Origin of the sequence: Pseudomonas viciae, assembly GCF_004786035.1 — a bacterium.
Lineage (GTDB): Bacteria > Pseudomonadota > Gammaproteobacteria > Pseudomonadales > Pseudomonadaceae > Aquipseudomonas > Aquipseudomonas viciae.
Map to the genome: position 1 here is coordinate 449214 of NZ_CP035088.1, position 24192 is coordinate 473405.

The following is a 24192-nucleotide window of genomic DNA, read 5'->3' on the forward strand; positions in this document are numbered from 1 at the left end:
GCGAGCCTAGCAGACGGTTGGTATAAGCGACAGCTTGCGCGAATGACGATGTCTGGTAGAATCCGCGGCCTAATTACGTGCGGTATTCAACAATAGTGTTGGGTGGCGGCACGCTAGCCTGAGGAAAACAGCATGAAAACCGATATCCATCCAGAATACCCGGCCATTGCCGTAACTTGCAGCTGCGGCAACAAGTTCGAAACTCGTTCGACCTACGGCAAAGCCCTGGCGATCGACGTTTGCAACGAATGCCACCCGTTCTACACCGGTAAGCAAAAGACTCTGGATACCGGCGGCCGCGTTCAGAAGTTCGCCGATCGTTTCGGTGCTTTCGGCAAAGCTGCTCCAAAAGCCTGAGGCTGATCATTTTGGAAAGTCGTTCCGGCTTCTCCAGACTGATGAAGAAGGCGCCCCTTGTGGGCGCCTTTTTTGTGTCTGTGATTTGGTTGTCCAGTGCCCAGGCCTTCTGTCCGACACCGGGCAGCCTGACGTCCGTCGCGGTACAGCGGGTCGTGGATGGCGATACCTTGCGCCTGGCCGATGGGCGCAATGTGCGCATGATTGGCTTGAACACGCCTGAGCTGGGTAAGCGGGGTCGTTCCGACGAGCCGTTCGCCGTGGTTGCTCGCAAGCGCCTGGAAGCGTTGGTAGGCGCCAGCAACGGGCGCGTCGGTTTGTTGCTGGGTAAAGAGCGCAAGGATCGCTACGGTCGCACGCTGGCCCATGTCTATGGCGCCGATGGCACTAACTTCGAAGCGCAGCTGCTCGCCGAAGGCCTCGGTTTCCAGGTGGCGGTCGCGCCGAACGTTGATTTGGTCAGTTGCCAGCACGCCGCCGAACGCGTTGCTCGTCAGGCCAGGCTTGGGGTGTGGCGGCAATCACCTGTACTCAAAGCTGCGCAGATAAGCGCCTCCGGTTTCGTCTTGCTCAGTGGCCGTGTGAGCAAGGTTCAGCGCAATCGTGGTGGCGTTTGGATCGAGTTGCAGGACTCGGTTGTATTGCGCGTTGCACCCACTTTGCTCGCGCAGTTCGACGTCGCAGTTCTTGAAACGCTCAAGGGCAAACACGTCGAGGCGCGTGGTTGGGTGCTCGATCGTTCACGCCAAGGTGGTTTGAAATCCGGACAGGCGCGCTGGTTGCTGCCTTTGACCGATCCCGCCATGTTAAGCGTGATATCTCAATAAAAATTGTAGACATTTTCATGCTTGATTGTATGCATGTAGCCCCTGTGTTTAGCGGCCCTTGGCCCAAAGTCGTAGGGCTGGGCGCTTGACAGGGGTGACTGGTCAGTCTTGTCGGGACTTTGCGAGGCGCGTATCCTCGGCGGTCCGTCTGTCCAACACAGTAAAAAGCGGAATGCCCACATGTCTGATCTGAAAACTGCCGCTCTCGAATATCACGCTAATCCTCGTCCAGGGAAGCTGAGTGTCGAGCTCACCAAGGCCACCGCTACTGCCCGCGATCTGTCGCTGGCCTACAGCCCCGGCGTAGCCGAACCGGTACGCGAAATTGCTCGCGACCCTGAACTGGCCTACAGATACACCGGCAAGGGCAACCTGGTGGCAGTCATTTCCGATGGCACCGCGATCCTCGGCCTGGGTAACCTTGGCCCACTGGCTTCCAAGCCAGTCATGGAAGGCAAGGGCGTGCTGTTCAAGCGCTTCGCCGGTATCGACGTGTTCGACATCGAAGTTGACTCCGAAAGCCCGCAAGCCTTCATCGACACCGTCAAGCGTATCTCCATTACTTTCGGCGGCATCAACCTGGAAGACATCAAGGCCCCTGAGTGCTTCGAGATCGAGCGCGCCCTGATCGAGCAATGCGACATTCCGGTGTTCCATGATGACCAGCACGGTACCGCGATCGTGACCGCGGCCGGCATGATCAACGCCCTGGAAATTGCTGGCAAAACCCTGCCTGAAGCCAAGATCGTCTGCCTCGGCGCCGGCGCTGCGGCCATCTCCTGCATGAAGTTGCTGGTGAGCATGGGCGCCAAGATCGAAAACATCTTCATGGTCGACCGTACCGGCGTGATCCACTCCGGCCGTGACGACCTGAACCAGTACAAGGCCGTGTTTGCCCACGCGACCGACAAGCGCTCCCTGGCGGACGCGCTGGACGGTGCCGATGTGTTCGTCGGCCTGTCGGGTCCGAACCTGCTGAGCGCGGAAAACCTGCTGCGCATGGCGCCGAACCCAATCGTGTTCGCATGCTCGAACCCGGACCCGGAGATCTCTCCGGAACTGGCTCACGCTACCCGCAACGACGTGATCATGGCCACCGGCCGTTCGGACTACCCGAACCAGGTCAACAACGTACTGGGCTTCCCGTTCATCTTCCGCGGTGCCCTGGACGTTCGCGCCAAGCGCATCAACGAAGAAATGAAAGTCGCGGCAGCCAACGCCCTGCGCGAACTGGCCAAGCTGCCGGTGCCTCAGGAAGTGTGCGACGCCTACGGCGGCATCAAGTTGGAATTCGGTCGTGAGTACATCATTCCGAAACCAATGGACGCCCGCCTGATCACCCTGATCTCCGACGCCGTGGCCAAGGCCGCGATCGAGACTGGCGTGGCCACCCTGCCGTATCCGAAGAACTACCCGCTCAAGAGCGTGGATGACGTGTTCAACGGCTAAACCGTTGTAGCGCTTCAACGAAAAACCCCGGCTCGTGTGAGTCGGGGTTTTTTATTGGCCACCGGTTGTGTATGACCACCACAAACCCCTGTGGGAGCGAGCAAGCTCGGCTCCCACAGGGATAGTGCGGTTCAAAAAAGCCCCGCACTTCTTGCGAAGGCGGGGCTTTCAAGATTGTCGCTGATCAGAACAAATCCATCGGCGCCGCTTCGTCCGCCGGCAGCGGGCTGCCTGGCGCAACGCCGTTGCCCAGCTCGTTGACCGATGGCGGGGTGTCTTCGCTCTTGAACAGTTCGAAGTACGCCCCTGGGGTGCCTGGCGTGGCCGCACGGCCGCTGACCGGGTCGACCCGCAGGCTGAGGATGCCTTCCGGCTCCGGCTGGGTGTGAGGCGGCTTGTCCTTGAGGGCCGCGCCCATGTAACTCATCCAGATCGGCAGTGCGACCGTGCCACCGAACTCGCGACGGCCCAGGCTTTCGGGCTGGTCGAAACCGGTCCAGACGGTGGTCACGTAATCAGCGTTATAGCCCGAGAACCAGGCGTCCTTGGATTCGTTGGTGGTGCCGGTCTTGCCCGCCAGGTCGGTGCGGCCCAGGGCCAGGGCGCGGCGACCGGTGCCGAGCTTGATCACGTCCTGCAGCATGCTGTTGAGGATGTAGGTGGTACGGCCATCGACAATGCGCTCGGCGATGGCCGGCGCTTGCGGTAGCGCCGGGGCCGTCGTGGCTTCGCCCGGGGTCGCATTGACCGTGAACGTCTCGGCGGCCGGCGCGGCAACACCATCGCTGGCCTGCTCGCCGGTAGGCACGCGAGGCGGGTTGGCGACGAACAGCGTCTCACCGTTACGACTTTCGATCTTGTCGATGATGTAGGGGGTGATTTTGTATCCGCCGTTGGCGAAGCTGCTCCAGCCCGTGGCGATTTCCATCGGTGTCAGGGTCGCGGTGCCCAGGGCCAGGGACAGGTTGCGCGGCAGGTCCTGCTTGTTGAAGCCGAACTTGCTGATGTAGTCGATGGTGCGATCCACGCCCAGCGCCTGCAACAGGCGGATCGATACCAGGTTGCGGGATTTGTACAACGCTTCGCGCAGGCGGATCGGGCCCAGGAACGTGTTGGTGTCGTTCTTCGGTCGCCAGACCTTGTCCAGGTATTCATCGACGAACACGATCGGCGCATCGTTCACCAGGCTGGCGGCGGTGTAACCATTGTCCAGGGCGGCGCTGTAGACGAATGGCTTGAAGCTCGAACCTGGCTGGCGCTTAGCCTGCAGTGCGCGGTTGTAGTTGCTCTGCTCGAAGGCGAAGCCACCCACCAACGAGCGGATGGCGCCGTTCTGCGGGTCAAGGGACACCAGTGCACCTTGGGCGGCGGGAATCTGATTGAACTTGAGGGTATTGTCCGCCTGGCGTTGCACCCGGATCAGATCGCCAACCTGGGCAACGTCAGACGGCTGCCGGGGGTTGGGCCCCATGCTGTTGGTATTGAGGAACGGGCGCGCCCATTTCATGGTGTCCCAGGCCACGTGTTCTTCCAGCTCGCCGTTGCGGGTCAGGACCTTGAGGCCGTCCTTGTCCACCGAAGTGACAATGGCAGGTTCCAGGCCGCTGATGGCGCGCTGCTTGGTCAGCTCCAGGGCCCAGGCTTCCTTGGTCTTGCCCGGCAGGCGCGACTCAGGTCCACGATAGCCATGGCGCTGGTCGTAGCTCATCAGGCCCTCGTGCAGGGCGGTGTTGGCCATTTCCTGCAAATTGCTCGGTACTGTGGTGGTTACGCGAAAACCTTCGGTGTAGGCGTCGCTGCCATAGCGGCCGACCATCTCGGCACGGGCCATCTCGGCGATGTACGGCGCGTTCACTTCCGGGGTCGGTACGTGATAGCTGGCGTTCAATGGCTCGTTGATCGCCATGGTGTAGTCGGCTTCGCTGATCTTGCCGAGCTTGTACATGCGCCCCAGGATCCAGTCGCGACGTTCCTTGCTGCGTGTCGGGTTGGCCAGTGGGTTGAAGCGCGACGGTGCCTTGGGCAGGCCGGCGATCATCGCCATCTGCGCCAGGCTCACATCACGGATCGACTTGCCGTAATACACCTGCGCCGCCGCCTCGATGCCGTAGGCGCGGTTACCCAGGTAAATCTTGTTTACGTACAGCTCGAGGATTTCATCCTTGGTCAGCTGCCGCTCGATTTGCAGGGCCAGGAGGATTTCGGTGGTCTTGCGCGAGAAGCTGCGCTCACTGGTCAGGAAGAAGTTCTTGGCGACCTGCATGGTGATGGTGCTGCCGCCGGACTGGATGTGACCGCTCTTGATCAACTGGCTGGCGGCTCGCATGAGGCTGCCCGGGTCGACGCCATAGTGATTGGCGAAGTTGTCGTCTTCAGCACTTAGTAACGCATTGATGAAATTGGGGGGAATGTCGGCGAAACGGATCGGCGTGCGGCGCATCTCGCCAAATTCGGCGATCAACTTGTTGTCGCTGCTGTACACCCGCAGGGGAATCTGCAACTGAATACTTCTCAGCGCCTCCACGGACGGTAAACCCGGACTAAGGTAAAGAAACGCACCGCTCAGACCCAAGAGCAGTCCGCAGAAAACGGCGACGATGGACCATCCGAAAAATTTCAGCAGACGAATCAAGGCTTTTGGATATCCAGGCAAAGAATGAAAAAGGCGCCAGGTGCAGGGAAGGACCCGTGCGAGCAACAAAGCGAAAAAAAACGCTGGGCATTATAAGCATTTTTTTTCGTCGAAAACGCCATCCGGACGTCCGTCGGGCCGGGGTGATTGAACGCAATGCATATTAGAGAGTCCGTAACTCACGGATAGTCATAGGGAATTGGTAGTGCTACGACTCTTCAATAAAAAAGCCCATACGCTTCTGGGGATAGACATCAGCTCCACGTCGGTGAAGCTGCTTGAGTTGAGCCGCCAGGGTGACCGATACCGCGTCGAGTCTTACGCGGTCGAACCGTTGCCGGCCAACGCCGTGGTCGAAAAGAACATCGCCGAGCTCGAAGGGGTGGGCCAGGCATTGTCGCGTGTGCTGGCCAAGGCCAAAACGACCTCGCGCAGCGTGGCGGTGGCCGTGGCGGGTTCGGCGGTGATCACCAAGACCATCGAGATGGACGCCGGCCTCTCCGACGACGACATGGAAAACCAGCTCAAGATCGAGGCCGACCAATACATTCCCTATCCATTGGATGAGGTGGCCATCGATTTCGAGGTCCTCGGCCCGTCACCGCGCAGCGCCGAGCGGGTCGAGGTGCTGCTGGCGGCCTGCCGCAAGGAAAACGTCGAGGTTCGCGAGGCTGCGCTGGCGCTGGCCGGGCTGACGGCCCGGGTGGTCGATGTTGAAGCCTACGCGCTGGAGCGCGCCTTTGGTCTGCTCGCCACGCAACTGGCCGCGTCCCAGGAGCGGCTGACCGTGGCGGTCATCGACATCGGTGCCACCATGACCACCCTCAGCGTGCTGCACAACGGGCGGATCATCTATACCCGCGAGCAATTGTTCGGCGGCCGCCAACTTACCGAGGAAATCCAGCGCCGCTATGGCCTGACGGCCGAGCAGGCTGGTCAGGCAAAGAAGCAGGGTGGACTGCCGGACGATTACCTCAGCGAGGTGCTGCAGCCCTTTCGCGAGGCCCTGGTGCAGCAGGTCTCGCGGTCCTTGCAGTTTTTCTTCGCTTCGGGCCAGTACAGCACGGTGGACCACATTTTATTGGCCGGCGGCTCAGCGTCGGTGGCCGGCCTTGATCGGCTGATCGAACAGCGCCTGGGCACACCGACCCAGGTGGCCAACCCGTTTACCAATATGGCCCTGAGCAGCAAGGTCAATGCCGGTGCCCTGGCCAGTGATGCTCCGGCGCTGATGATTGCCTGCGGGCTGGCCCTCAGGAGTTTCGACTGATGGCGCGGATCAACCTTCTCCCCTGGCGCGAAGAGTTGCGCGAAGAGCGTCGCAAACGCTTTTTGCTGGCATTGGTGGGCGCGCTGGTGGGGGCGGTGGGCTTGATGCTGATCGCGGTCCAGTACCTCAATAGTGCCATTGGCCATCAAGTGGCGCGTAACAGTCATCTCTCCGAGCAGATCGCCGTGCTCGACGAGCGCATCAAGCAGATTAGCGAACTGAAAGCCCGTCGCCAGCAACTGTTGGAGCGCATGCGCATCATCCAGGACCTGCAGGGGAACCGGCCGGTCAGCGGGCGCATCTTCGACCAACTGGCGCGGACTCTACCGGACGGGGTGTATTTCACCGAAGTGAAAATGGAAGACAAGACACTCTCTATCAAAGGTGCTGCGGAATCGAACAACCGGGTCTCGGACCTCATGCGCAATCTGGACGCATCGGACCTGTTCGATGCGCCCAGCTTGACGGAGGTCAAGGCCACCACGGCTGGTCAGCTCGACCAGGCCAATGTTTTCCAACTGACGGTTCGCCAGACCCGCCCGGCCGATGAGGAGGACGCCCAATGAAGCCGGGGGAGTGGTTCGACGCGCTGCGCAAGATCGACATCAGTGACCTGGACACCAACAACATCGGTGCCTGGCCGAGCCCGGTCAAGTGGCTGGCCGGCGTCCTGCTGGTGCTCCTGGTGCTTGGGCTGGGCTATAACTTTGCCTTGAGTGACCTGGAGAGCCAGTTACAGCAAGTGCGCGAGCAAGAGAGCACGCTCAAGGCGCAATTTGCGGGCAAGGCCCACATGGCGGCAAACCTGGAGCGCTACACCGAGCAGATGAAGCAGATGGAAACGTCTTTCGGTGTGCTGTTGCGCCAATTGCCCAGTGACACCGAGGTTCCGGGCCTGCTGGAAGACATTACCCGCACCGGCCTGGGTAGCGGCCTGGAGTTTGAAGAAATCAAACTGCTGCCGGAGGTCACCCAGCCGTTCTACATCGAGCTGCCGATCCAGATCACTGTGACCGGCGGCTACCATGATCTGGCGACGTTCGTCAGTGGTGTGGCCGGGTTGCCCCGGATCGTCACGTTGCACGATTTCGAGATCGCGCCAATGGAGCCCGAGGCGGGCGCGAAGCTGCACATGAGTATCCAGGCCAAGACCTACCGGTACAACGAGCAGGAGGCTCAGCCATGAGGCCGGTCTGCCGCATTTGCCTGCTGGCAGCGCTGGTCGCGCTGGCGGGCTGTGACAACAACAGCGGTTTTGGCGACCTGGACGCCTACATGAACGAAGTGCGCCTGCGTCCGCCCGGCAAGATCGAGCCGACGCCGACGTTCAGGCCCTACGAAACCTTTACCTACAGCGCCGCCAACCTGCGCAGCCCTTTTACCAGGCAGGTCCGGGTGGACCAGGCCAGTCGGCAACAGGGTTCGCGCAACGTGCGGCCCGACCCCAGCCGTGTCAAGCAATACCTGGAAGGCTTCAACATCGAGCAATTTGAAATGGTCGGTACGATCTCCAATGCCAGCGGCTCCTTCGCGCTGTTACGCGGCGCGGGCGGGGTGCATCGGCTCAAGGTCGGTGACTATCTGGGGCGCAACGATGGGCGAATTGTCGCGATCAGCGCCACTCAGGTCGATGTGGTCGAAATCGTTCCCGATGGCGAGGGTGCCTGGCTGGAACGACCACGGACCATTCCTTTGAAAGAGCACTCATAGTGGAAGTCGAACAATGAACAGGATTTTTTCAGTCCTCGGTATTTCGCTATGGATAGCGCTGTTGTCGCCGATGGTTCATGCGGCCAGCCTGAAGACGCTGGATGTCGCGGCGTTGCCGGGTGATCGCGTCGAGTTGAAACTCACCTTCGACGGGCCACCGCCGACGCCCCGGGGCTACACCACCGATCAACCGGCCCGGATCGCGCTGGACCTGCCTGGCGTGACCAATCAACTGGCCAGCAAGCGCCGTGATCTGGGCGGTGGCAATGCGCGTAGCGCCACCGTGGTCGAGGCGGGCGACCGGACGCGGCTGATCATCGGCCTTACCCAACTGGCGCCATATGACACCCGGATCGAAGGCAACAACCTGTTCGTGGTGGTTGGCAAAGGCGTCGCGCCCAAGACCCAGGCTGCGCGTCCGGCGGTCGCCAGTGCCGCACCTGCCAGGGCCAGTGCGCCGGTGGGCAAGGCTATCCGTGGCGTGGATTTCCAGCGCGGAACCCAGGGTGAAGGCAATGTTGTGATCGATCTGTCGGACCCTTCCATCGCTCCGGACATCCAGGAGCGTGAAGGCAAGATCATCCTCAATTTCGCCAGGACCCAGTTGCCCGAGCCGCTGCGGGTGCGCCTGGACGTCAAGGACTTCGCCACCCCGGTGCAGTTCGTCAATGCCATTGCCGGCGGCGACCGGGCGACCATCAGCATCGAACCCAGCGGCACCTTCGATTATTCCACCTACCAGACCGACAACAAGCTGACCGTCAGCGTCCGGCCGATGACGGTCGAGGACCTGCAAAAACGCAATTCCGATCGCGCCGCCTACAGCGGTGAGAAACTCTCCCTCAACTTTCAGGACATCGAAGTGCGTTCGGTCCTGCAACTGATCGCCGATTTCACCAACCTGAACCTGGTGGCCAGCGATACGGTGCAGGGCGGTATCACCCTGCGCTTGCAGAATGTGCCTTGGGACCAGGCGCTGGATCTGGTGCTCAAGACCAAAGGGCTGGACAAGCGCAAGGTCGGTAACGTGTTGCTGGTGGCGCCGGCCGATGAAATTGCGGCCCGCGAACGCCAGGAGCTGGAGTCCCAGAAGCAGATCGCCGACCTGGCGCCGCTGCGGCGTGAGCTGTTGCAGGTCAACTATGCGAAGGCGGCGGACATCGCCAAGCTGTTCCAGTCGGTGACCAGTGCCGAGGCGAAAGCCGATGAGCGCGGCACGATCACGGTCGATGAGCGCACCAACAACATCATTGCCTACCAGACCCAGGACCGACTCGACGAGCTACGCCGGATCGTGGCGCAGCTGGATATTCCGGTGCGTCAAGTGATGATCGAGGCGCGGATCGTCGAGGCCAATGTCGATTACGACAAAAGCCTGGGTGTGCGTTGGGGCGGCTCGATCCAGAACAAGGGCAACTGGAGCTCCTCCGGGGTCACCACCGGCGACTCCACCACCATTGGCACGCCGGGCAGCACCAGCACCAACCAGCCGTTTGTCGATCTGGGCGCGTCGGGCAACACCTCCGGAATCGGCATTGCGTTCATCACCGACAACGTGTTGCTGGATCTGGAACTGACGGCCATGGAGAAAACCGGCAACGGCGAAATCGTCTCCCAGCCCAAGGTGGTGACGTCCGACAAGGAGACGGCCAAAATCCTCAAGGGCACGGAAATCCCCTATCAGGAAGCCAGCTCCAGCGGTGCCACCTCGGTGTCGTTCAAGGAGGCCTCGCTGTCGCTGGAAGTGACGCCGCAGATCACCCCGGACAACCGCATCATCATGGAGGTCAAGGTCACCAAGGATGAGCCGGACTACCTCAACAAAGTGCAGGATGTGCCGCCGATCAAGAAAAACGAGGTCAACGCCAAGGTCCTGGTCAATGATGGCGAGACCATTGTGATTGGCGGGGTTTTCTCAAATACTCAGAGCAAGGTTGTAGATAAGGTGCCATTTCTTGGCGATGTGCCGTATCTTGGCCGCCTTTTCCGGCGTGATGTGGTTTCGGAGACAAAATCCGAGCTGCTGGTGTTCCTCACTCCGCGTATCATGAATAACCAGGCGATTGCTGTGAGTCGTTGATTCTGTGCGAAATTTGATTCTTGTTGGGCCGATGGGCGCTGGAAAAAGCACCATCGGCCGTTTGCTGGCCAAAGAGCTGCGCCTGCCATTCAAAGATTCCGACAAGGAAATTGAATTGCGCACGGGCGCCAATATCCCATGGATTTTCGACAAGGAAGGCGAGCCGGGCTTTCGTGATCGTGAGCAGGCGATGATCGCCGAGCTGTGCGCGTTCGATGGCGTGGTGCTTGCCACTGGTGGCGGCGCGGTCATGCGCGAAGCCAATCGTCGGGCATTGCATGCCGGCGGACGAGTGGTCTATCTGCACGCCTCCGTCGAACAGCAGGTCGGTCGCACCGCCCGGGATCGCAACCGGCCGCTGTTGCGCACCGCCGACCCGGCCAAGACCCTGCGGGACCTGCTCGCGCTGCGTGATCCGCTGTACCGGGAAATCGCCGATCTGGTGGTGGAGACCGACGAACGGCCGCCGCGGATGGTGGTGCTGGACATTCTCGAACGTCTGCAGCAACTGCCTCCCCGTTAATGCGCCTCGCGAAATGCGCTATCCTCGACGTCCCGTCGGAGCCCGCTCGGAGCGTGGCGGATAGCCATATATGGCGCCAGGGCAAGCACCCGGGACTTTCGTTAATTGCAGGCAGGACGCCTGATTCCATCTTCACTGTGGGGACACATGCAGACACTTAAGGTCGACCTGGGCGAGCGCAGCTACCCGATTCACATTGGCGAAGGTTTGCTGGACCAGCCTGAACTGCTGGCACCGCATATTGCCGGGCGGCAAGTGGCGATCATCTCCAACGAAACCGTCGCACCTTTGTATCTGGAACGTCTGACCCGTAGCCTGTCGGCTTTCTCGGTCATTTCCGTGGTGTTGCCCGATGGAGAAGCGTTCAAGACCTGGGAAACCCTGCAGTTGATTTTCGACGGCCTGCTGACCGCACGGCATGATCGCCGCACCACGGTGGTCGCCCTGGGTGGCGGAGTGATCGGCGACATGGCCGGTTTTGCCGCGGCCTGCTATCAGCGCGGCGTCGATTTCATCCAGATCCCCACCACGCTGCTGTCCCAGGTCGATTCGTCGGTGGGCGGCAAGACCGGGATCAACCATCCGCTGGGCAAGAACATGGTAGGCGCTTTCTACCAGCCCAACGTGGTGCTGATCGACACCGCCACCCTCAACACCCTGCCGGCTCGCGAACTGTCTGCGGGGCTGGCGGAAGTCATCAAGTATGGGTTGATCTGCGACGAGCCGTTCCTGGGCTGGCTCGAAGAAAATGTCGACCGCCTGCGTGCGCTGGATCAAACGGCCCTGACCTACGCCATCGAGCGCTCCTGCGCCGCCAAGGCCGCCGTGGTGGGTGCCGATGAGCGTGAGTCGGGGGTGCGTGCCACGCTCAACCTGGGCCACACCTTTGGCCATGCCATCGAAACCCACATGGGCTATGGTGTCTGGCTGCATGGCGAGGCGGTTGCCGCCGGTACGGTCATGGCCCTGGAGATGTCTGCGCGCCTGGGCTGGATCAGCGAACAGGAACGCGATCGCGGTATTCGCCTGTTCCAGCGCGCCGGGCTGCCGGTGATTCCGCCCGAGGAAATGAGCGAGGCGGATTTTCTTGAACACATGGCAATCGACAAAAAAGTGATCGACGGTCGTCTGCGTCTGGTGCTGCTGCGCCACATGGGCGAAGCGGTGGTGACCGACGATTATCCGAAAGAGGTTCTACAGGCCACGCTGGGAGCGGACTACCGCGCCTTGGCTCAGCTTAAAGGTTAATAAGATTCCGATGACTAGTTTGCATGCCGACGAGGCTTTCCTCGGCCATTTCCAGTTAAGTCATGACCCTTTTGCTCCACGGGTCCCGGGCTTCAAATTCTTCCCTGCCCAGCGCAAGCCGGTCCTGGGCCAGTTGCATCATTTGGCGCGCTACAGCCAACTGCTCCTGGTGGTCACCGGCCCCCAGGGCAGCGGCAAGACCTTGCTGCGCCAGGCCCTGGTGGCCAGCACCAACAAGCAGTCGGTGCAAAGCGTGGTGGTCTCGGCCCGTGGTGCCGGTGACGCCGCCGGTATATTGCGCCAGGTGGCCCAGGCGCTGAACGTCGCCCAGGCCGAGATCGGCGCGATTCTCGATCAGATCGTGCAGTTGGCACTGACCGGGCAGGAAGTCTATCTGCTGGTGGACGATGCCGAGCAGCTCGACGAATCGGCCCTGGAAGCCCTGCTGGCCCTGGCTGCCGGTGCACCGGAAGGTCGCCCCCATGTGTTCCTGTTTGGCGAGTCTTCGCTGATCGCTGATCTGGATCAGCTGAGCCTTGAGGAAGAGCGTTTCCACGTCATCGAACTGGCGCCCTACACCGAAGAGGAAACCCGTGAATACCTGGCCCAGCGTCTTGAGGGTGCAGGCCGGGGTATCGAACTTTTCTCCGCCGATCAGATCTCTGAGATTCACGAGAGCTCCGACGGCTGGCCTGGCACCATCAACCAGGTTGCCCGCGATGCTCTGATCGAAGTCATGATTGCCAGCCGCTCTGCGGTGAAGCGTCCAAGTATGGGGTTTAACATGCCGAAGAAACACGTATTGGCGATTTCCGCCGTGGTCGTGGTCGCGGTCGCCGCCGCCTGGCTGATGCCGGGTCGCAACAAAGCGCCGACCACCGGCGCACCTGCCAACGAACAGGCACAACTGCCCCTCGGTCAGGGCACGCCGCAACCCAACGCTGGTGCGCCGGCCGTTGAATTCGCCGGGAACACCCAGCCGATGCCATTGCCGCTGGTCGGCCAGTCGCAACCGGTCATGCGCGGTCCCCTGGCTGAAGCCGCGGGCGGAATCACTGAAGGCGACGACGGCGCAGCGCCGCCGATCGACGACAGCAGCGATGTGCCACCGACCGTGACCACCACTGCACCGCCTGCGGGCGTGCCGGCCGGTCCGGCGCCGACACCTTCGCCTGCGCCTGCTCCTGCGGCCAAGCCGACTCCGGCCCCTACGCAAGTGGCTACCGCCAAGCCTACCCCGACCCCGCACCAGCGGCCAAGCCTGCGGCCCCGGCCAAGGCCACGGGCGGTAGCTGGTACGCCGGCCAGGCGCCGGGCAACTACGTGGTGCAGATCCTTGGCACCAGCTCCGAAGCCTCGGCACAGAACTTCGTCAAGGAGCAGGGCGGCGAGTACCGTTATTTCAAGAAAGTGCTCAACGGCAAGCCGCTGTATGTCATCACCTACGGCAGCTTTGCCAACCGTGATGCAGCCGTTTCCGCCATCAAGGCCTTGCCAGCGAAGGTTCAGGCTGGTAAACCTTGGCCTCGCACTGTCGCCAGCGTCCAACAGGAACTGGCTGCAACTCGCTGAAGATTCGGCGGCCTTACCCAGGCCGCCTCTCCCGGCAACCTCAAAATTTCCGCAGGGGCGAGCGACCTTTCAGGCCGCGCGCCTTGTGGTGTCTGCGTCACAGTAGTGTTTGAGTCGTAGCGGTCGAACCCAAAAAAGTTTTGACTAGCACAGCATATAGCTTTAAACCTTTCACAAATGCGACATGGATTTGCGACAGTTCGTCGTCAAATTTGTGAGCCTCTGTGTCGGTGTGTACAATGACCTCCCTTTTGCCCCCGCAAAGCTGGCGTACGTTCGGCGTGGCATGCAACTGGTTGAATTGAAAAGAAATTTGCCTCGATAAGGGGCAGCCTGGTGAGAAAGTGTCTATGAAAGCAGGTCTGTACCAACCAGATGAATTCAAGGATAACTGTGGTTTCGGCCTGATAGCCCATATGCAGGGCGAGCCCAGTCACACCCTTTTGCAAACGGCCATTGAGGCCCTGACCTGCATGACCCACCGCGGTGGGATCAACGCCGACGGCAAGACCGGTGACGGTTGTGGCTTGCTGATTCAAAAGCCTGACGAGTTCCTGCGTGCCGTTGCCCAGGAAACGTTCGGCGTGACCCTGCCCAAGCAGTACGCCGTGGGCATGGTGTTCTTCAACCAGGACCCGGTGAAGGCTGAGGCGGCTCGCGAGAACATGAACCGCGAGATCCTGGCCGCCGGCCTGCAACTGGTGGGCTGGCGCAAAGTGCCGATCGACACCAGCGTCCTCGGCCGCCTGGCCCTCGAGCGCCTGCCGCAGATCGAGCAGGTGTTCATTGCTGGCGATGGCCTGAGCGACCAGGAGATGTCGATCAAGCTGTTCAGCTCCCGTCGTCGCTCGTCCGTGGCCAACGCCGCCGACACCGACCACTACATCTGCAGCTTTTCCCACAAGACCATCATCTACAAAGGCCTGATGATGCCGGCGGACCTCACCGCCTTCTATCCGGACCTGAGCGACGAGCGCCTGAAAACCGCGATCTGCGTGTTCCACCAGCGCTTCTCCACCAATACCCTGCCGAAATGGCCGCTGGCCCAGCCATTCCGCTTCCTCGCCCACAACGGCGAGATCAACACCATCACCGGCAACCGCAACTGGGCCGTGGCCCGTCGCACCAAGTTCGCCAACGACCTGATGCCGGACCTCGAAGAGCTCGGCCCGCTGGTCAACCGCGTGGGCTCGGACTCCTCGAGCATGGACAACATGCTGGAGCTGATGGTGACCGGTGGCATCGACCTGTTCCGTGGCGTGCGCATGCTGGTGCCGCCAGCGTGGCAGAACGTCGAGACCATGGACCCGGACCTGCGGGCCTTCTACGAATACAACTCCATGCACATGGAGCCGTGGGACGGCCCGGCCGGTATCGTCATGACCGACGGTCGCTACGCTGTGTGCCTGCTCGACCGTAATGGTCTGCGTCCGGCGCGCTGGGTCACCACAACCAACGGTTTCATCACCCTGGCGTCGGAGATCGGTGTCTGGAACTACCAGCCCGAAGACGTCATCGCCAAGGGCCGCGTAGGTCCGGGTCAGATTTTTGCCGTGGACACCGAAACCGGCCAGATCCTCGACACCGATGCGATCGACAACCGCCTCAAGTCCCGTCATCCGTACAAGCAATGGCTGCGCAAGAATGCCCTGCGCATCCAGGCGACCATGGAAGACAACGACCACGGTTCGGCTTTCTACGACGTCGATCAGCTCAAGCAGTACATGAAGATGTACCAGGTGACGTTCGAAGAGCGTGATCAGGTGCTGCGTCCGCTCGGCGAACAGGGCTACGAAGCGGTCGGCTCCATGGGCGACGACACGCCGATGGCCGTGCTGTCCCAGCGCGTGCGCACGCCGTACGACTATTTCCGCCAGCAATTCGCCCAGGTGACCAACCCGCCGATCGACCCGCTGCGCGAAGCGATCGTCATGTCCCTGGAAATCTGCCTCGGTGCCGAGCGCAACATTTTCCAGGAGTCGCCGGAGCACGCCTCGCGCGTGATCCTCAGCTCGCCGGTCATTTCCCCGGCCAAGTGGCGCTCGCTGACCAACCTCGACCGTCCGGGCTTCGCCCGCCAGGTCATCGACCTGAACTACGACGAAAGCGTCGGCCTGGAAGCGGCGATCCGCAACGTCGCCGATCAGGCTGAAGAAGCCGCGCGCGCCGGGCGTACCCAGATCGTGCTGACTGACCGGCATATCGCGCCGGGCAAGTTGCCGATCCACGCCTCGCTGGCCACCGGTGCGGTGCACCATCGCCTGACCGAAAAGGGCCTGCGCTGCGACTCCAACATCCTGGTGGAAACCGCCACCGCCCGCGACCCGCATCACTTTGCGGTGCTGATCGGTTTCGGCGCCTCGGCGGTGTATCCGTTCCTGGCCTACGAAGTGCTGGGCGACCTGATCCGCACCGGTGAAGTGCTGGGCGACCTCTATGAGGTGTTCAAGAACTACCGCAAGGGCATCACCAAGGGCCTGCTCAAGATCCTCTCGAAGATGGGTATCTCGACCATCGCCTCGTACCGCGGCGCGCAATTGTTCGAGGCCATCGGCCTGTCCGAAGAAGTCTGCGAGCTGAGTTTCCGTGGCGTGCCGAGCCGTATCAAGGGTGCGCGTTTCGTCGACATCGAAGCCGAACAGAAAGCCCTGGCGGCCGAAGCCTGGAGCCCGCGCAAGCCGATCCAGCAAGGCGGCCTGCTGAAGTTCGTCCACGGTGGCGAATACCACGCCTACAACCCGGACGTGGTCAACACTTTGCAAGCGGCCGTGCAACAAGGCGACTACAGCAAGTTCAAGGAATACACCTCGCTGGTGGACAACCGTCCGGTGTCGATGATCCGTGACCTGCTCAAGGTCAAGACCCTGGAGACGCCGCTGGACATCAGCGAAGTGGAGCCGCTGGAGTCGGTGCTCAAGCGCTTCGATTCCGCCGGTATCTCCCTGGGTGCCCTGTCCCCGGAAGCCCACGAAGCCCTGGCCGAAGCCATGAACCGCCTTGGTGCGCGTTCCAACTCCGGTGAAGGCGGCGAAGACCCGGCGCGCTACGGCACCATCAAGAGTTCGAAAATCAAGCAGGTGGCGACCGGCCGCTTCGGTGTGACGCCGGAATACCTGGTCAACGCTGAAGTGCTGCAAATCAAGGTGGCCCAAGGCGCCAAGCCCGGCGAAGGCGGCCAGCTGCCCGGTGGCAAGGTCAACGGTCTGATCGCCAAGCTGCGTTATGCCGTGCCTGGCGTGACCTTGATCTCGCCGCCGCCGCATCACGACATCTATTCGATCGAAGATTTGTCGCAACTGATCTTCGACCTCAAGCAGGTGAACCCGAAGGCGCTGGTCTCGGTGAAACTGGTGGCGGAAGCGGGCGTCGGCACCATCGCCGCCGGTGTGGCCAAGGCCTATGCCGACCTGATCACCATCTCCGGTTACGACGGCGGCACTGGTGCATCGCCACTGACCTCGATCAAGTACGCTGGTGCGCCGTGGGAACTGGGCCTGGCTGAAACCCACCAGACCCTGCGTGGCAACGATTTGCGCGGCAAGGTCCGGGTGCAGACCGACGGCGGCCTGAAAACCGGCCTGGACGTGATCAAGGCGGCCATTCTCGGCGCCGAGAGCTTCGGCTTCGGCACCGCGCCGATGATCGCCCTGGGCTGCAAATACCTGCGCATCTGTCACCTGAACAACTGCGCCACCGGCGTGGCGACCCAGAACGACAAGCTGCGCAAGGACCACTACATCGGCACCGTCGACATGGTGGTGAATTTCTTCACCTACGTGGCTGAAGAAACCCGTGAGTGGCTGGCGAAGTTGGGTGTGCGCTCGCTCGAAGAGCTGATCGGTCGTACCGATCTGCTGGAAGTGCTCGAGGGCCAGACCGCCAAGCAGCATCACCTGGACCTGACCCCGTTGCTGGGCAGCGATCACATTCCGGCAGACAAACCACAGTTCTGCCAGGTAGAGCGCAACCCGCCGTTCGACAAGGGTGAGCTGGCCGAGAAGATGGTCGACATGGCCGCTTCGGCGATCAACGACCTGAGCGGTGCCGAGTTCGAGCTGGATATCTGCAACTGCGACCGCTCCATCGGTGCGCGGATCTCCGGCGAAATCGCGCGTAAGCACGGCAACCAGGGCATGGCCAAGGCGCCGATCACCTTCCGTTTCAAGGGCACGGCAGGCCAGAGCTTCGGTGTCTGGAACGCCGGCGGCCTGAACATGTACCTCGAAGGCGACGCGAACGACTATGTGGGCAAGGGCATGACCGGCGGCAAGCTGGTCATCGTTCCGCCCAAGGGCAGTGTCTACAAGACTCAGGACAGTGCCATCATCGGCAACACCTGCCTTTACGGCGCTACCGGCGGCAAGCTGTTCGCCGCCGGCACCGCAGGCGAGCGTTTTGCCGTGCGTAACTCCGGGGCCCACACTGTGGTGGAAGGCACCGGCGATCACTGCTGTGAGTACATGACCGGTGGTTTTGTCTGCGTGTTGGGCAAGACCGGTTACAACTTCGGCTCTGGCATGACCGGCGGTTTCGCCTACGTGCTCGACCAGGACAACACCTTCGTTGACCGGGTCAACCACGAACTGGTGGAAATCCAGCGGATCAGCGGCGAGGCGATGGAAGCCTACCGCAGCCACCTGCAACGCGTACTGGATGAATACGTCGAGGAAACCAACAGTGAATGGGGGCGTAACCTCGCCGAAAACCTCGATGACTATCTGCGTCGTTTCTGGCTGGTCAAGCCCAAGGCTGCCAACCTGAAGTCGTTGCTTTCCAGCACTCGTGCCAACCCGCAGTGATATGCGCCTGAAGAGTTTGATGAGGTTTTAACAATGGCTGAACGTCTGAATAACGACTTCCAGTTCATCGATGTCGGGCGCAAGGATCCGAAGAAGAAACTGTTGCGTCAACGCAAGAAGGAGTTCGTGGAAATCTACGAGCCCTTCAAACCCCAGCAGTCGGCCGACCAGGCCCACCGCTGCCTGGGTTGTGGTAACCCGTATTGCGAATGGAAGTGCCCGGTGCACAACTTCATTCCCAACTGGCTGAAGCTGGTGGCCGAGGGCAACATCCTCCAGGCCGCCGAGTTGTCCCACCAGACCAACACCCTGCCGGAAGTCTGCGGCCGGGTGTGCCCGCAGGATCGCCTGTGCGAAGGTGCGTGCACCCTCAACGACGGTTTTGGCGCGGTGACCATCGGTTCGGTGGAGAAGTACATCACCGACACCGCGTTCGCCATGGGTTGGCGCCCGGACATGTCCAAGGTCAAGCCGACCGGCAAGCGTGTCGCTATCATCGGTGCCGGCCCGGCGGGCCTGGGCTGTGCCGACGTGTTGGTGCGTGGCGGCGTGACCCCGGTGGTGTTCGACAAGAACCCGGAAATCGGCGGCTTGCTGACCTTCGGCATCCCCGAGTTCAAGCTGGAAAAGACCGTGCTGAGCAATCGCCGCGAAGTCTTCACCGGTATGGGTATTGAGTTCCGCCTGAACACTGAAGTGGGCAAGGACGTGACCATGGAGCAACTGCTCGAAGAGTACGATGCGGTATTCATGGGCATGGGCACCTACACCTACATGAAGGGCGGCTTTGCCGGTGAGGACCTGCCAGGCGTCTACGACGCACTGGATTTCCTGATCGCCAACGTCAACCGCAACCTGGGCTTTGAAAAGTCGCCGGAAGATTTCGTCGATATGAAAGGCAAGAAGGTCGTGGTACTGGGCGGCGGCGACACGGCGATGGACTGCAACCGCACCTCGATTCGCCAGGGCGCCAAGTCGGTGACCTGCGCCTACCGTCGTGACGAAGCCAACATGCCTGGCTCGCGCAAAGAGGTGAAGAACGCCAAGGAAGAAGGCGTGAAGTTCCTCTACAACCGCCAGCCGATCGCCATTGTCGGTGAAGACAAGGTCGAAGGCGTGAAGGTGGTCGAGACTCGTCTCGGCGAGCCGGACGCCCGTGGCCGCCGCAGCCCTGAGCCGATCCCCGGTTCCGAAGAGATCATCCCGGCCGATGCCGTGGTCATCGCTTTCGGCTTCCGCCCAAGCCCGGCGCCGTGGTTCGAGCAGTTCAGCATCCAGACCGACAGCCAGGGCCGCGTCGTGGCCCCGGAGCAAGGCCAGTACAAGCACCAGACCAGCAACCCGAAGATCTTCGCCGGTGGCGACATGGTCCGCGGTTCCGACCTGGTGGTGACAGCGATCTTCGAAGGCCGTAATGCGGCGGAAGGGATTCTGGATTATCTGGGGGTCTGATCGCTTTCCGTCCTTGGAATGCGATCAAATAGTGGGAGCGGGCTTGCCCGCGAAGAGGGAGTGTCAGTCGACGGATTTGTTGCCTGACACACCGCATTCGCGAGCAAGCCCGCTCCCACATTGGTTTCAAGGTGTTGTTGAAACCAGCGTACCTACCGCGACAAATTGCCCCGATAGATAAAAGGCACGGCTCTTGCCGTGCCTTTTGCCTCGCGCTCTGAGAAAATGCCCGCACTTTTTTTCCGGATGCCGACATGACTGCCCTGAAGAACGACCGTTTCCTTCGCGCCCTGCTCAAGCAACCCGTAGACGTCACCCCGGTGTGGATGATGCGCCAGGCCGGTCGCTACCTGCCGGAGTACCGCGCCAGTCGCGCCAAGGCCGGTGACTTCATGAGCCTGTGCATGAACCCCCAATTCGCTTGCGAAGTGACCATGCAGCCGCTGGATCGTTATCCGCAGCTGGATGCGGCGATCCTGTTCTCCGACATCCTCACCATCCCCGACGCCATGGGCCAGGGCCTGTACTTCGAGACCGGCGAAGGCCCGCGCTTCAAGAAAGTCGTCAGCACCCTGGCCGACATCGAAGCCCTGCCGATTCCCGATCCGCAGAAGGACCTGGGCTACGTCATGGACGCGGTCAGCACCATCCGCCGCGAGCTCAACGGTCGCGTGCCGCTGATTGGGTTCTCCGGCAGCCCGTGGACCCTGGCGACCTACATGGTCGAAGGCGGCTCGTCGAAGGATTTTCGCAAGACCAAGGCGATGCTCTACGACAACCCGCAAGCCATGCACCTGTTGCTGGACAAGTTGGCGCAGTCGGTCACCTCTTACCTCAACGGCCAGATCCTGGCCGGTGCGCAAGCGGTGCAGATCTTCGATACCTGGGGCGGCAACCTGTCGGCGGCGGCGTACCAGGAGTTTTCCCTGGCCTACATGCGCAAGATCGTCAGCGGCCTGATCCGCGAGCATGAAGGTCGTAAAGTGCCGGTGATCCTGTTCACCAAGAACGGCGGCCTATGGCTGGAAAGTATCGCCGATGCCGGCGCCGACGCCCTGGGCCTGGACTGGACCTGCGACATCGGCAACGCCCGCGAGCGCGTTGGTCATAAAGTTGCCTTGCAGGGCAACATGGACCCGACCGTGCTTTACGCCAAGCCTGAAGCCATCCGCGCTGAAGTAGGACGTATCCTCGCCAGCTACGGCAGTGGCAGCGGCCACGTGTTCAACCTCGGCCACGGCATCACCCCGGAAGTCGATCCGGAACACGCCGGTGCTTTCCTGCGGGCGGTGCATGAGTTGTCGGCGCAATACCACCAGTAATCGCTTTCCAGCGTCACCCAGCCTGTTCGGACCCGTGCCGGACAGGCTTTTTTTTGCCTGTTTTTTTATTTATTAAATGTAAAGCGTCAGTTGTTTTATCTGATGTGTCTGTTTGGTTTTGTTTGATAGTTATTTCCGCTCGTAAGAAGTTTCTCAAGCTATGTAAGAGAAATAGCTTCAGAGATCATTCCTTCTATTTTGAGAGATTTTTCCTACATAGGAACTGTTCAACTTTCTATAAGGTTTCGGCGCTTGTGAGGTCTGGCGCTGAACGATCCGGCGGGCCTTTCAAGATGACGGTGATTCGTCTTTTAATCTCGATGAGTAGTCTGGAACTTATATGAAAAATAACTTCAATAAGGGCAATGTATTAACGGGGTGTGCTTCGTCGTTAGTTCTGTTGTCGGCCATCGTGGCGTCCCAAGGTGTGCATGCACATGGTTTCGTCGACGTGCCACCTTCTCGCGCACTGTTGTGCCAGAAAGGTGTCAACCTGAACTGCGGTGGCGCGCAATACGAGCCGCATAGTACCGGCGAGACCTTCAAGGGCTTCCCGAATGGAGCAGGTGGCGGGCCGCTGCAAGGCCCTATCGACGGCAAAATCGCCAGCGGCGGCAACGCCAACTTTTCTGCCCTTGATGCGCAATCGGCTTCGCGCTGGCACCTGACCGAAATCAGGGACCGCAACATTACCTTTCAATGGCAATATATCGCGCCGCACCGGACGAGCAAACACGAATACTTCATTACCCGCGACGGTTGGAAGCCGAACCAAGCGCTCAAGCGTTCCTCGTTCGACAGCACGCCGTTCTGTACGGTGGATGGCGGTCATCAAGTTCCGGTAGGCGGTGCCCCGCACAACTGCGTCATTCCTGACGGTAAATCGGGTCATCACGTCATCCTGGCCGTCTGGACAGTGGGCGACACGGATAACGCATTCTACAACCCGGTGGATGTGAACATTCTCGCCGAAGCCGCATTACCGGGCGGTTGGTTGCCGGTGGGCAGCATTACGCCATCGACCCCGTTGCTGGCGGGTGACAAGGTCAAGGCCCGGGCCTTCTCCGCCACCGGCGAAAATGCTGAGTACAGCGTAGAAATCAGTATCGACAACGCTGAAGAAGGCAAGCCTGAGAATTGGTCGTTCAAACTGGCCGAAGCCATCAACAACGCCCATGCCCTGATTCGTGCCGGTATTCGTGACGAAGACGGCAATATCGCGCCGGTCAAAGGTACCAACAGGCTGTACGCCCAGAAAGAAAGCGGTGTGGCCGGCTATCAAGTGCAACTGGATATGCAGGAAGACGCCAACGCCAGCATGGAACTGTCCCCCCTGCAGCCAGAGTACGTACTCGACAAAGGTCGGGTCAGCATGGCGCTCACCGCCCAGACAAACCGCAGGATGAACCTTGAAGCCACGTTGTTCGATGAGAAGAACAAGCAGGTGGGTATCGTGCAGACCGTAGGTGAAGGCAATACAGGCCTGAGCCTGGACTTGCGCGGCGCCGCCCCTGGCACGCACACCCTGACGTTGGTGGGCACCACCGAAGACGGCCGCACCACGCGCCAGGAGACCCAGACGGTCATCCTGACCGGTGAGGGCGCCGGCATCGAATACGATTTCGTGTTCCCTGACGGCCTCGGCGACTACACCGCCGGCACGAAAGTGCTGCAGTCCAAGACTGACGAAGTCTTCGAGTGCAAGCCGTTCCCTGCGTCCGGCTTCTGCAACCAGTACAGCCAGTCGGCGAACGGTTTCGAACCGGGTGTCGGTGCGTCCTGGCAAAGCGCCTGGGACAAGCTGTAAGTCCTGACAGGCATGGCTTCAGGCGGCCCCCACGGGTTGCCTGAAGCCTTCAGACGAGAACGCGCTGATGCATTCCCATTCCAATTATTCCCGGCGGCGGGTCCTGCTGCACTGGCTGTCGGCCGGCATTATTTTATGGGCGTTGGTGTCCGGGTTTTATATCGCTTACAACCCGGTATCAGCCGCCACCGAACACTGGGTCGGGTCACTCAATGTGTCGCTGACGACCGTGTTCATTCCGCTGTTTGTGTGGCGATCCTGGCTGTTTATCTGCGCGTCGAAAACCTGTGGAACGGTGTTGTCACTGACCAAAAGGCTGGCCTTGGCGGTACACACGCTGATCTACCTGAGCATCGGCGTCGTGCTGGTGACGGGCGTGCTGATGATGAAAAGCGCCATCAGTGTTTTCGGGCTCGTCCGAATCCCCCGGCCGCTGGACGATCCATCGCTGATCCAACTGGCCAACACCGTCCATACCCAGTCTTGCGTGGTGCTTTCGACACTCATCGCGCTGCATTTGTGCGCCGTGCTCTGGCATGAGTTATCCGGACGCCGGGTGGTGCGGCGAATGTCGTTCGCCAAGCGTGCAGGCGCGACTCTTGAGCGAGCGCAAAGGTGAGTGTTTCCGTTTGGATTGGCAGCCGTCTGCCGAAGGCGTTGCTGGTGCTCGTGCCGCTGCTGTACGGCTTATTGCTGGCCGGACAGGAGTGGCGTTTTCGCCAGGCATTGGCGCGTGATGTGCCAGTGGTGGATGAGTCACAGGTCGTTCCGGTTCGTGCACTCCCCAACGTGCAAGCCGTGGCGACGGTGCTCGGCCTGACACCTGAAGGTGCCCACTCACCCAGCGCCGAACCGATGACGTTGCAGGCCAGTTTTGTCGCTGGCCAGGGTTTGTCGCGGGCATTGCTGGCCGACGCCACAGGCCCGCGCATCTATCAGGTGGGGGAGCGTTTGCCTGGCGGCAGTGTGTTGCGCCGGGTCGAGGCCAGCCATGTGATGTTGTGGCGCAACGGACGTGAAGAGCGACTGGCCCTGCAACAAGAAACAAAACCCTTGCTGCGCCGATTGGACCGCGAAGGCCGGGGGCCTGCACCGCTTCAGGCCGCGCAATACCTACGCCCGGTGGCCGGGCAATCAGAGTGAT

17 protein-coding genes and 1 pseudogene are annotated in these 24192 nt (G+C 61.1%); 17 read left to right on the plus strand and 1 reads right to left on the minus strand.

Annotated elements, in window-relative coordinates; genetic code table 11:
• Positions 1-132: 132 nt before the first annotated feature.
• From rpmE to EPZ47_RS02025, 3 genes are all read left to right on the plus strand, one after another.
• Positions 133-357, plus strand: coding sequence for a 50S ribosomal protein L31 (rpmE, locus tag EPZ47_RS02015; protein WP_135843306.1), 225 nt, complete (start codon positions 133-135; stop codon positions 355-357).
• A gap of 41 nt (positions 358-398) precedes the next feature.
• A complete protein-coding gene (locus tag EPZ47_RS02020) occupies positions 399-1184 on the plus strand; it encodes a thermonuclease family protein (protein ID WP_135843307.1) in 786 nt (261 codons plus the stop codon).
• 180 nt (positions 1185-1364) lie between these two features.
• Positions 1365-2633 (plus strand): malic enzyme-like NAD(P)-binding protein, encoded by a 1269-nt coding sequence (locus EPZ47_RS02025; protein WP_135843308.1) that lies wholly within the window; start codon positions 1365-1367, stop codon positions 2631-2633.
• 184 nt (positions 2634-2817) lie between these two features.
• Here EPZ47_RS02025 and EPZ47_RS02030 read toward each other — a convergent pair whose 3' ends face one another.
• Positions 2818-5262 carry a penicillin-binding protein 1A gene (locus EPZ47_RS02030; protein ID WP_178084292.1) on the minus strand — a complete coding sequence of 815 codons (2445 nt, stop codon included), beginning with the start codon at positions 5260-5262 and terminating at the stop codon, positions 2818-2820.
• Positions 5263-5470: 208 nt separating this feature from the next.
• On the opposite strand from EPZ47_RS02030, the gene EPZ47_RS02035 reads away from it, so the two are divergent.
• The 14 genes and pseudogenes from EPZ47_RS02035 to EPZ47_RS02110 all read left to right on the plus strand — a co-directional run bounded on the left by EPZ47_RS02035 (position 5471) and on the right by EPZ47_RS02110 (position 24191).
• Positions 5471-6535 (plus strand): pilus assembly protein PilM, encoded by a 1065-nt coding sequence (locus tag EPZ47_RS02035; RefSeq protein ID WP_135843310.1) that lies wholly within the window; start codon positions 5471-5473, stop codon positions 6533-6535.
• A complete protein-coding gene (locus tag EPZ47_RS02040; protein ID WP_135843311.1) occupies positions 6535-7101 on the plus strand; it encodes a PilN domain-containing protein in 567 nt (188 codons plus the stop codon). The genes EPZ47_RS02035 and EPZ47_RS02040 overlap by 1 nt, the downstream gene beginning before the upstream one ends.
• Positions 7098-7721, plus strand: coding sequence for a type 4a pilus biogenesis protein PilO (gene pilO, locus EPZ47_RS02045; RefSeq protein WP_135843312.1), 624 nt, complete (start codon positions 7098-7100; stop codon positions 7719-7721). The genes EPZ47_RS02040 and pilO overlap by 4 nt, the downstream gene beginning before the upstream one ends.
• Positions 7718-8245, plus strand: coding sequence for a pilus assembly protein PilP (locus EPZ47_RS02050; protein WP_135843313.1), 528 nt, complete (start codon positions 7718-7720; stop codon positions 8243-8245). Before pilO ends, EPZ47_RS02050 begins: the two co-directional genes overlap by 4 nt.
• Positions 8246-8258: 13 nt before the next feature.
• Positions 8259-10325: a type IV pilus secretin PilQ gene (locus EPZ47_RS02055; RefSeq protein WP_135843314.1), complete on the plus strand. Its 2067-nt coding sequence runs from the start codon at positions 8259-8261 to the stop codon at positions 10323-10325.
• Between the two features lie 4 nt (positions 10326-10329).
• Positions 10330-10848 (plus strand): shikimate kinase AroK, encoded by a 519-nt coding sequence (aroK, locus tag EPZ47_RS02060; protein ID WP_123345370.1) that lies wholly within the window; start codon positions 10330-10332, stop codon positions 10846-10848.
• Between the two features lie 147 nt (positions 10849-10995).
• Complete coding sequence (gene aroB, locus EPZ47_RS02065) at positions 10996-12096, plus strand: 3-dehydroquinate synthase (RefSeq protein WP_135843315.1); 1101 nt, start codon at positions 10996-10998, stop codon at positions 12094-12096.
• A gap of 10 nt (positions 12097-12106) precedes the next feature.
• Positions 12107-13668: pseudogene (locus tag EPZ47_RS02070) on the plus strand (AAA family ATPase).
• Between the two features lie 350 nt (positions 13669-14018).
• Complete coding sequence (gene gltB / locus EPZ47_RS02080; RefSeq protein WP_135843316.1) at positions 14019-18467, plus strand: glutamate synthase large subunit; 4449 nt, start codon at positions 14019-14021, stop codon at positions 18465-18467.
• 33 nt (positions 18468-18500) lie between these two features.
• Complete coding sequence (locus tag EPZ47_RS02085) at positions 18501-19919, plus strand: FAD-dependent oxidoreductase (RefSeq protein ID WP_039592434.1); 1419 nt, start codon at positions 18501-18503, stop codon at positions 19917-19919.
• Between the two features lie 254 nt (positions 19920-20173).
• A complete protein-coding gene (gene hemE, locus EPZ47_RS02095; protein ID WP_063323298.1) occupies positions 20174-21241 on the plus strand; it encodes a uroporphyrinogen decarboxylase in 1068 nt (355 codons plus the stop codon).
• A gap of 340 nt (positions 21242-21581) precedes the next feature.
• Positions 21582-23048, plus strand: a complete 1467-nt coding sequence (gbpA, locus tag EPZ47_RS02100) for an N-acetylglucosamine-binding protein GbpA (RefSeq protein ID WP_135843317.1) — start codon at positions 21582-21584, stop codon at positions 23046-23048.
• Between the two features lie 67 nt (positions 23049-23115).
• Positions 23116-23667, plus strand: coding sequence for a cytochrome b (locus tag EPZ47_RS02105; protein ID WP_135843318.1), 552 nt, complete (start codon positions 23116-23118; stop codon positions 23665-23667).
• Positions 23664-24191 (plus strand): type II secretion system protein N, encoded by a 528-nt coding sequence (locus EPZ47_RS02110; protein ID WP_135843319.1) that lies wholly within the window; start codon positions 23664-23666, stop codon positions 24189-24191. Before EPZ47_RS02105 ends, EPZ47_RS02110 begins: the two co-directional genes overlap by 4 nt.
• Position 24192 lies beyond the last annotated feature (1 nt).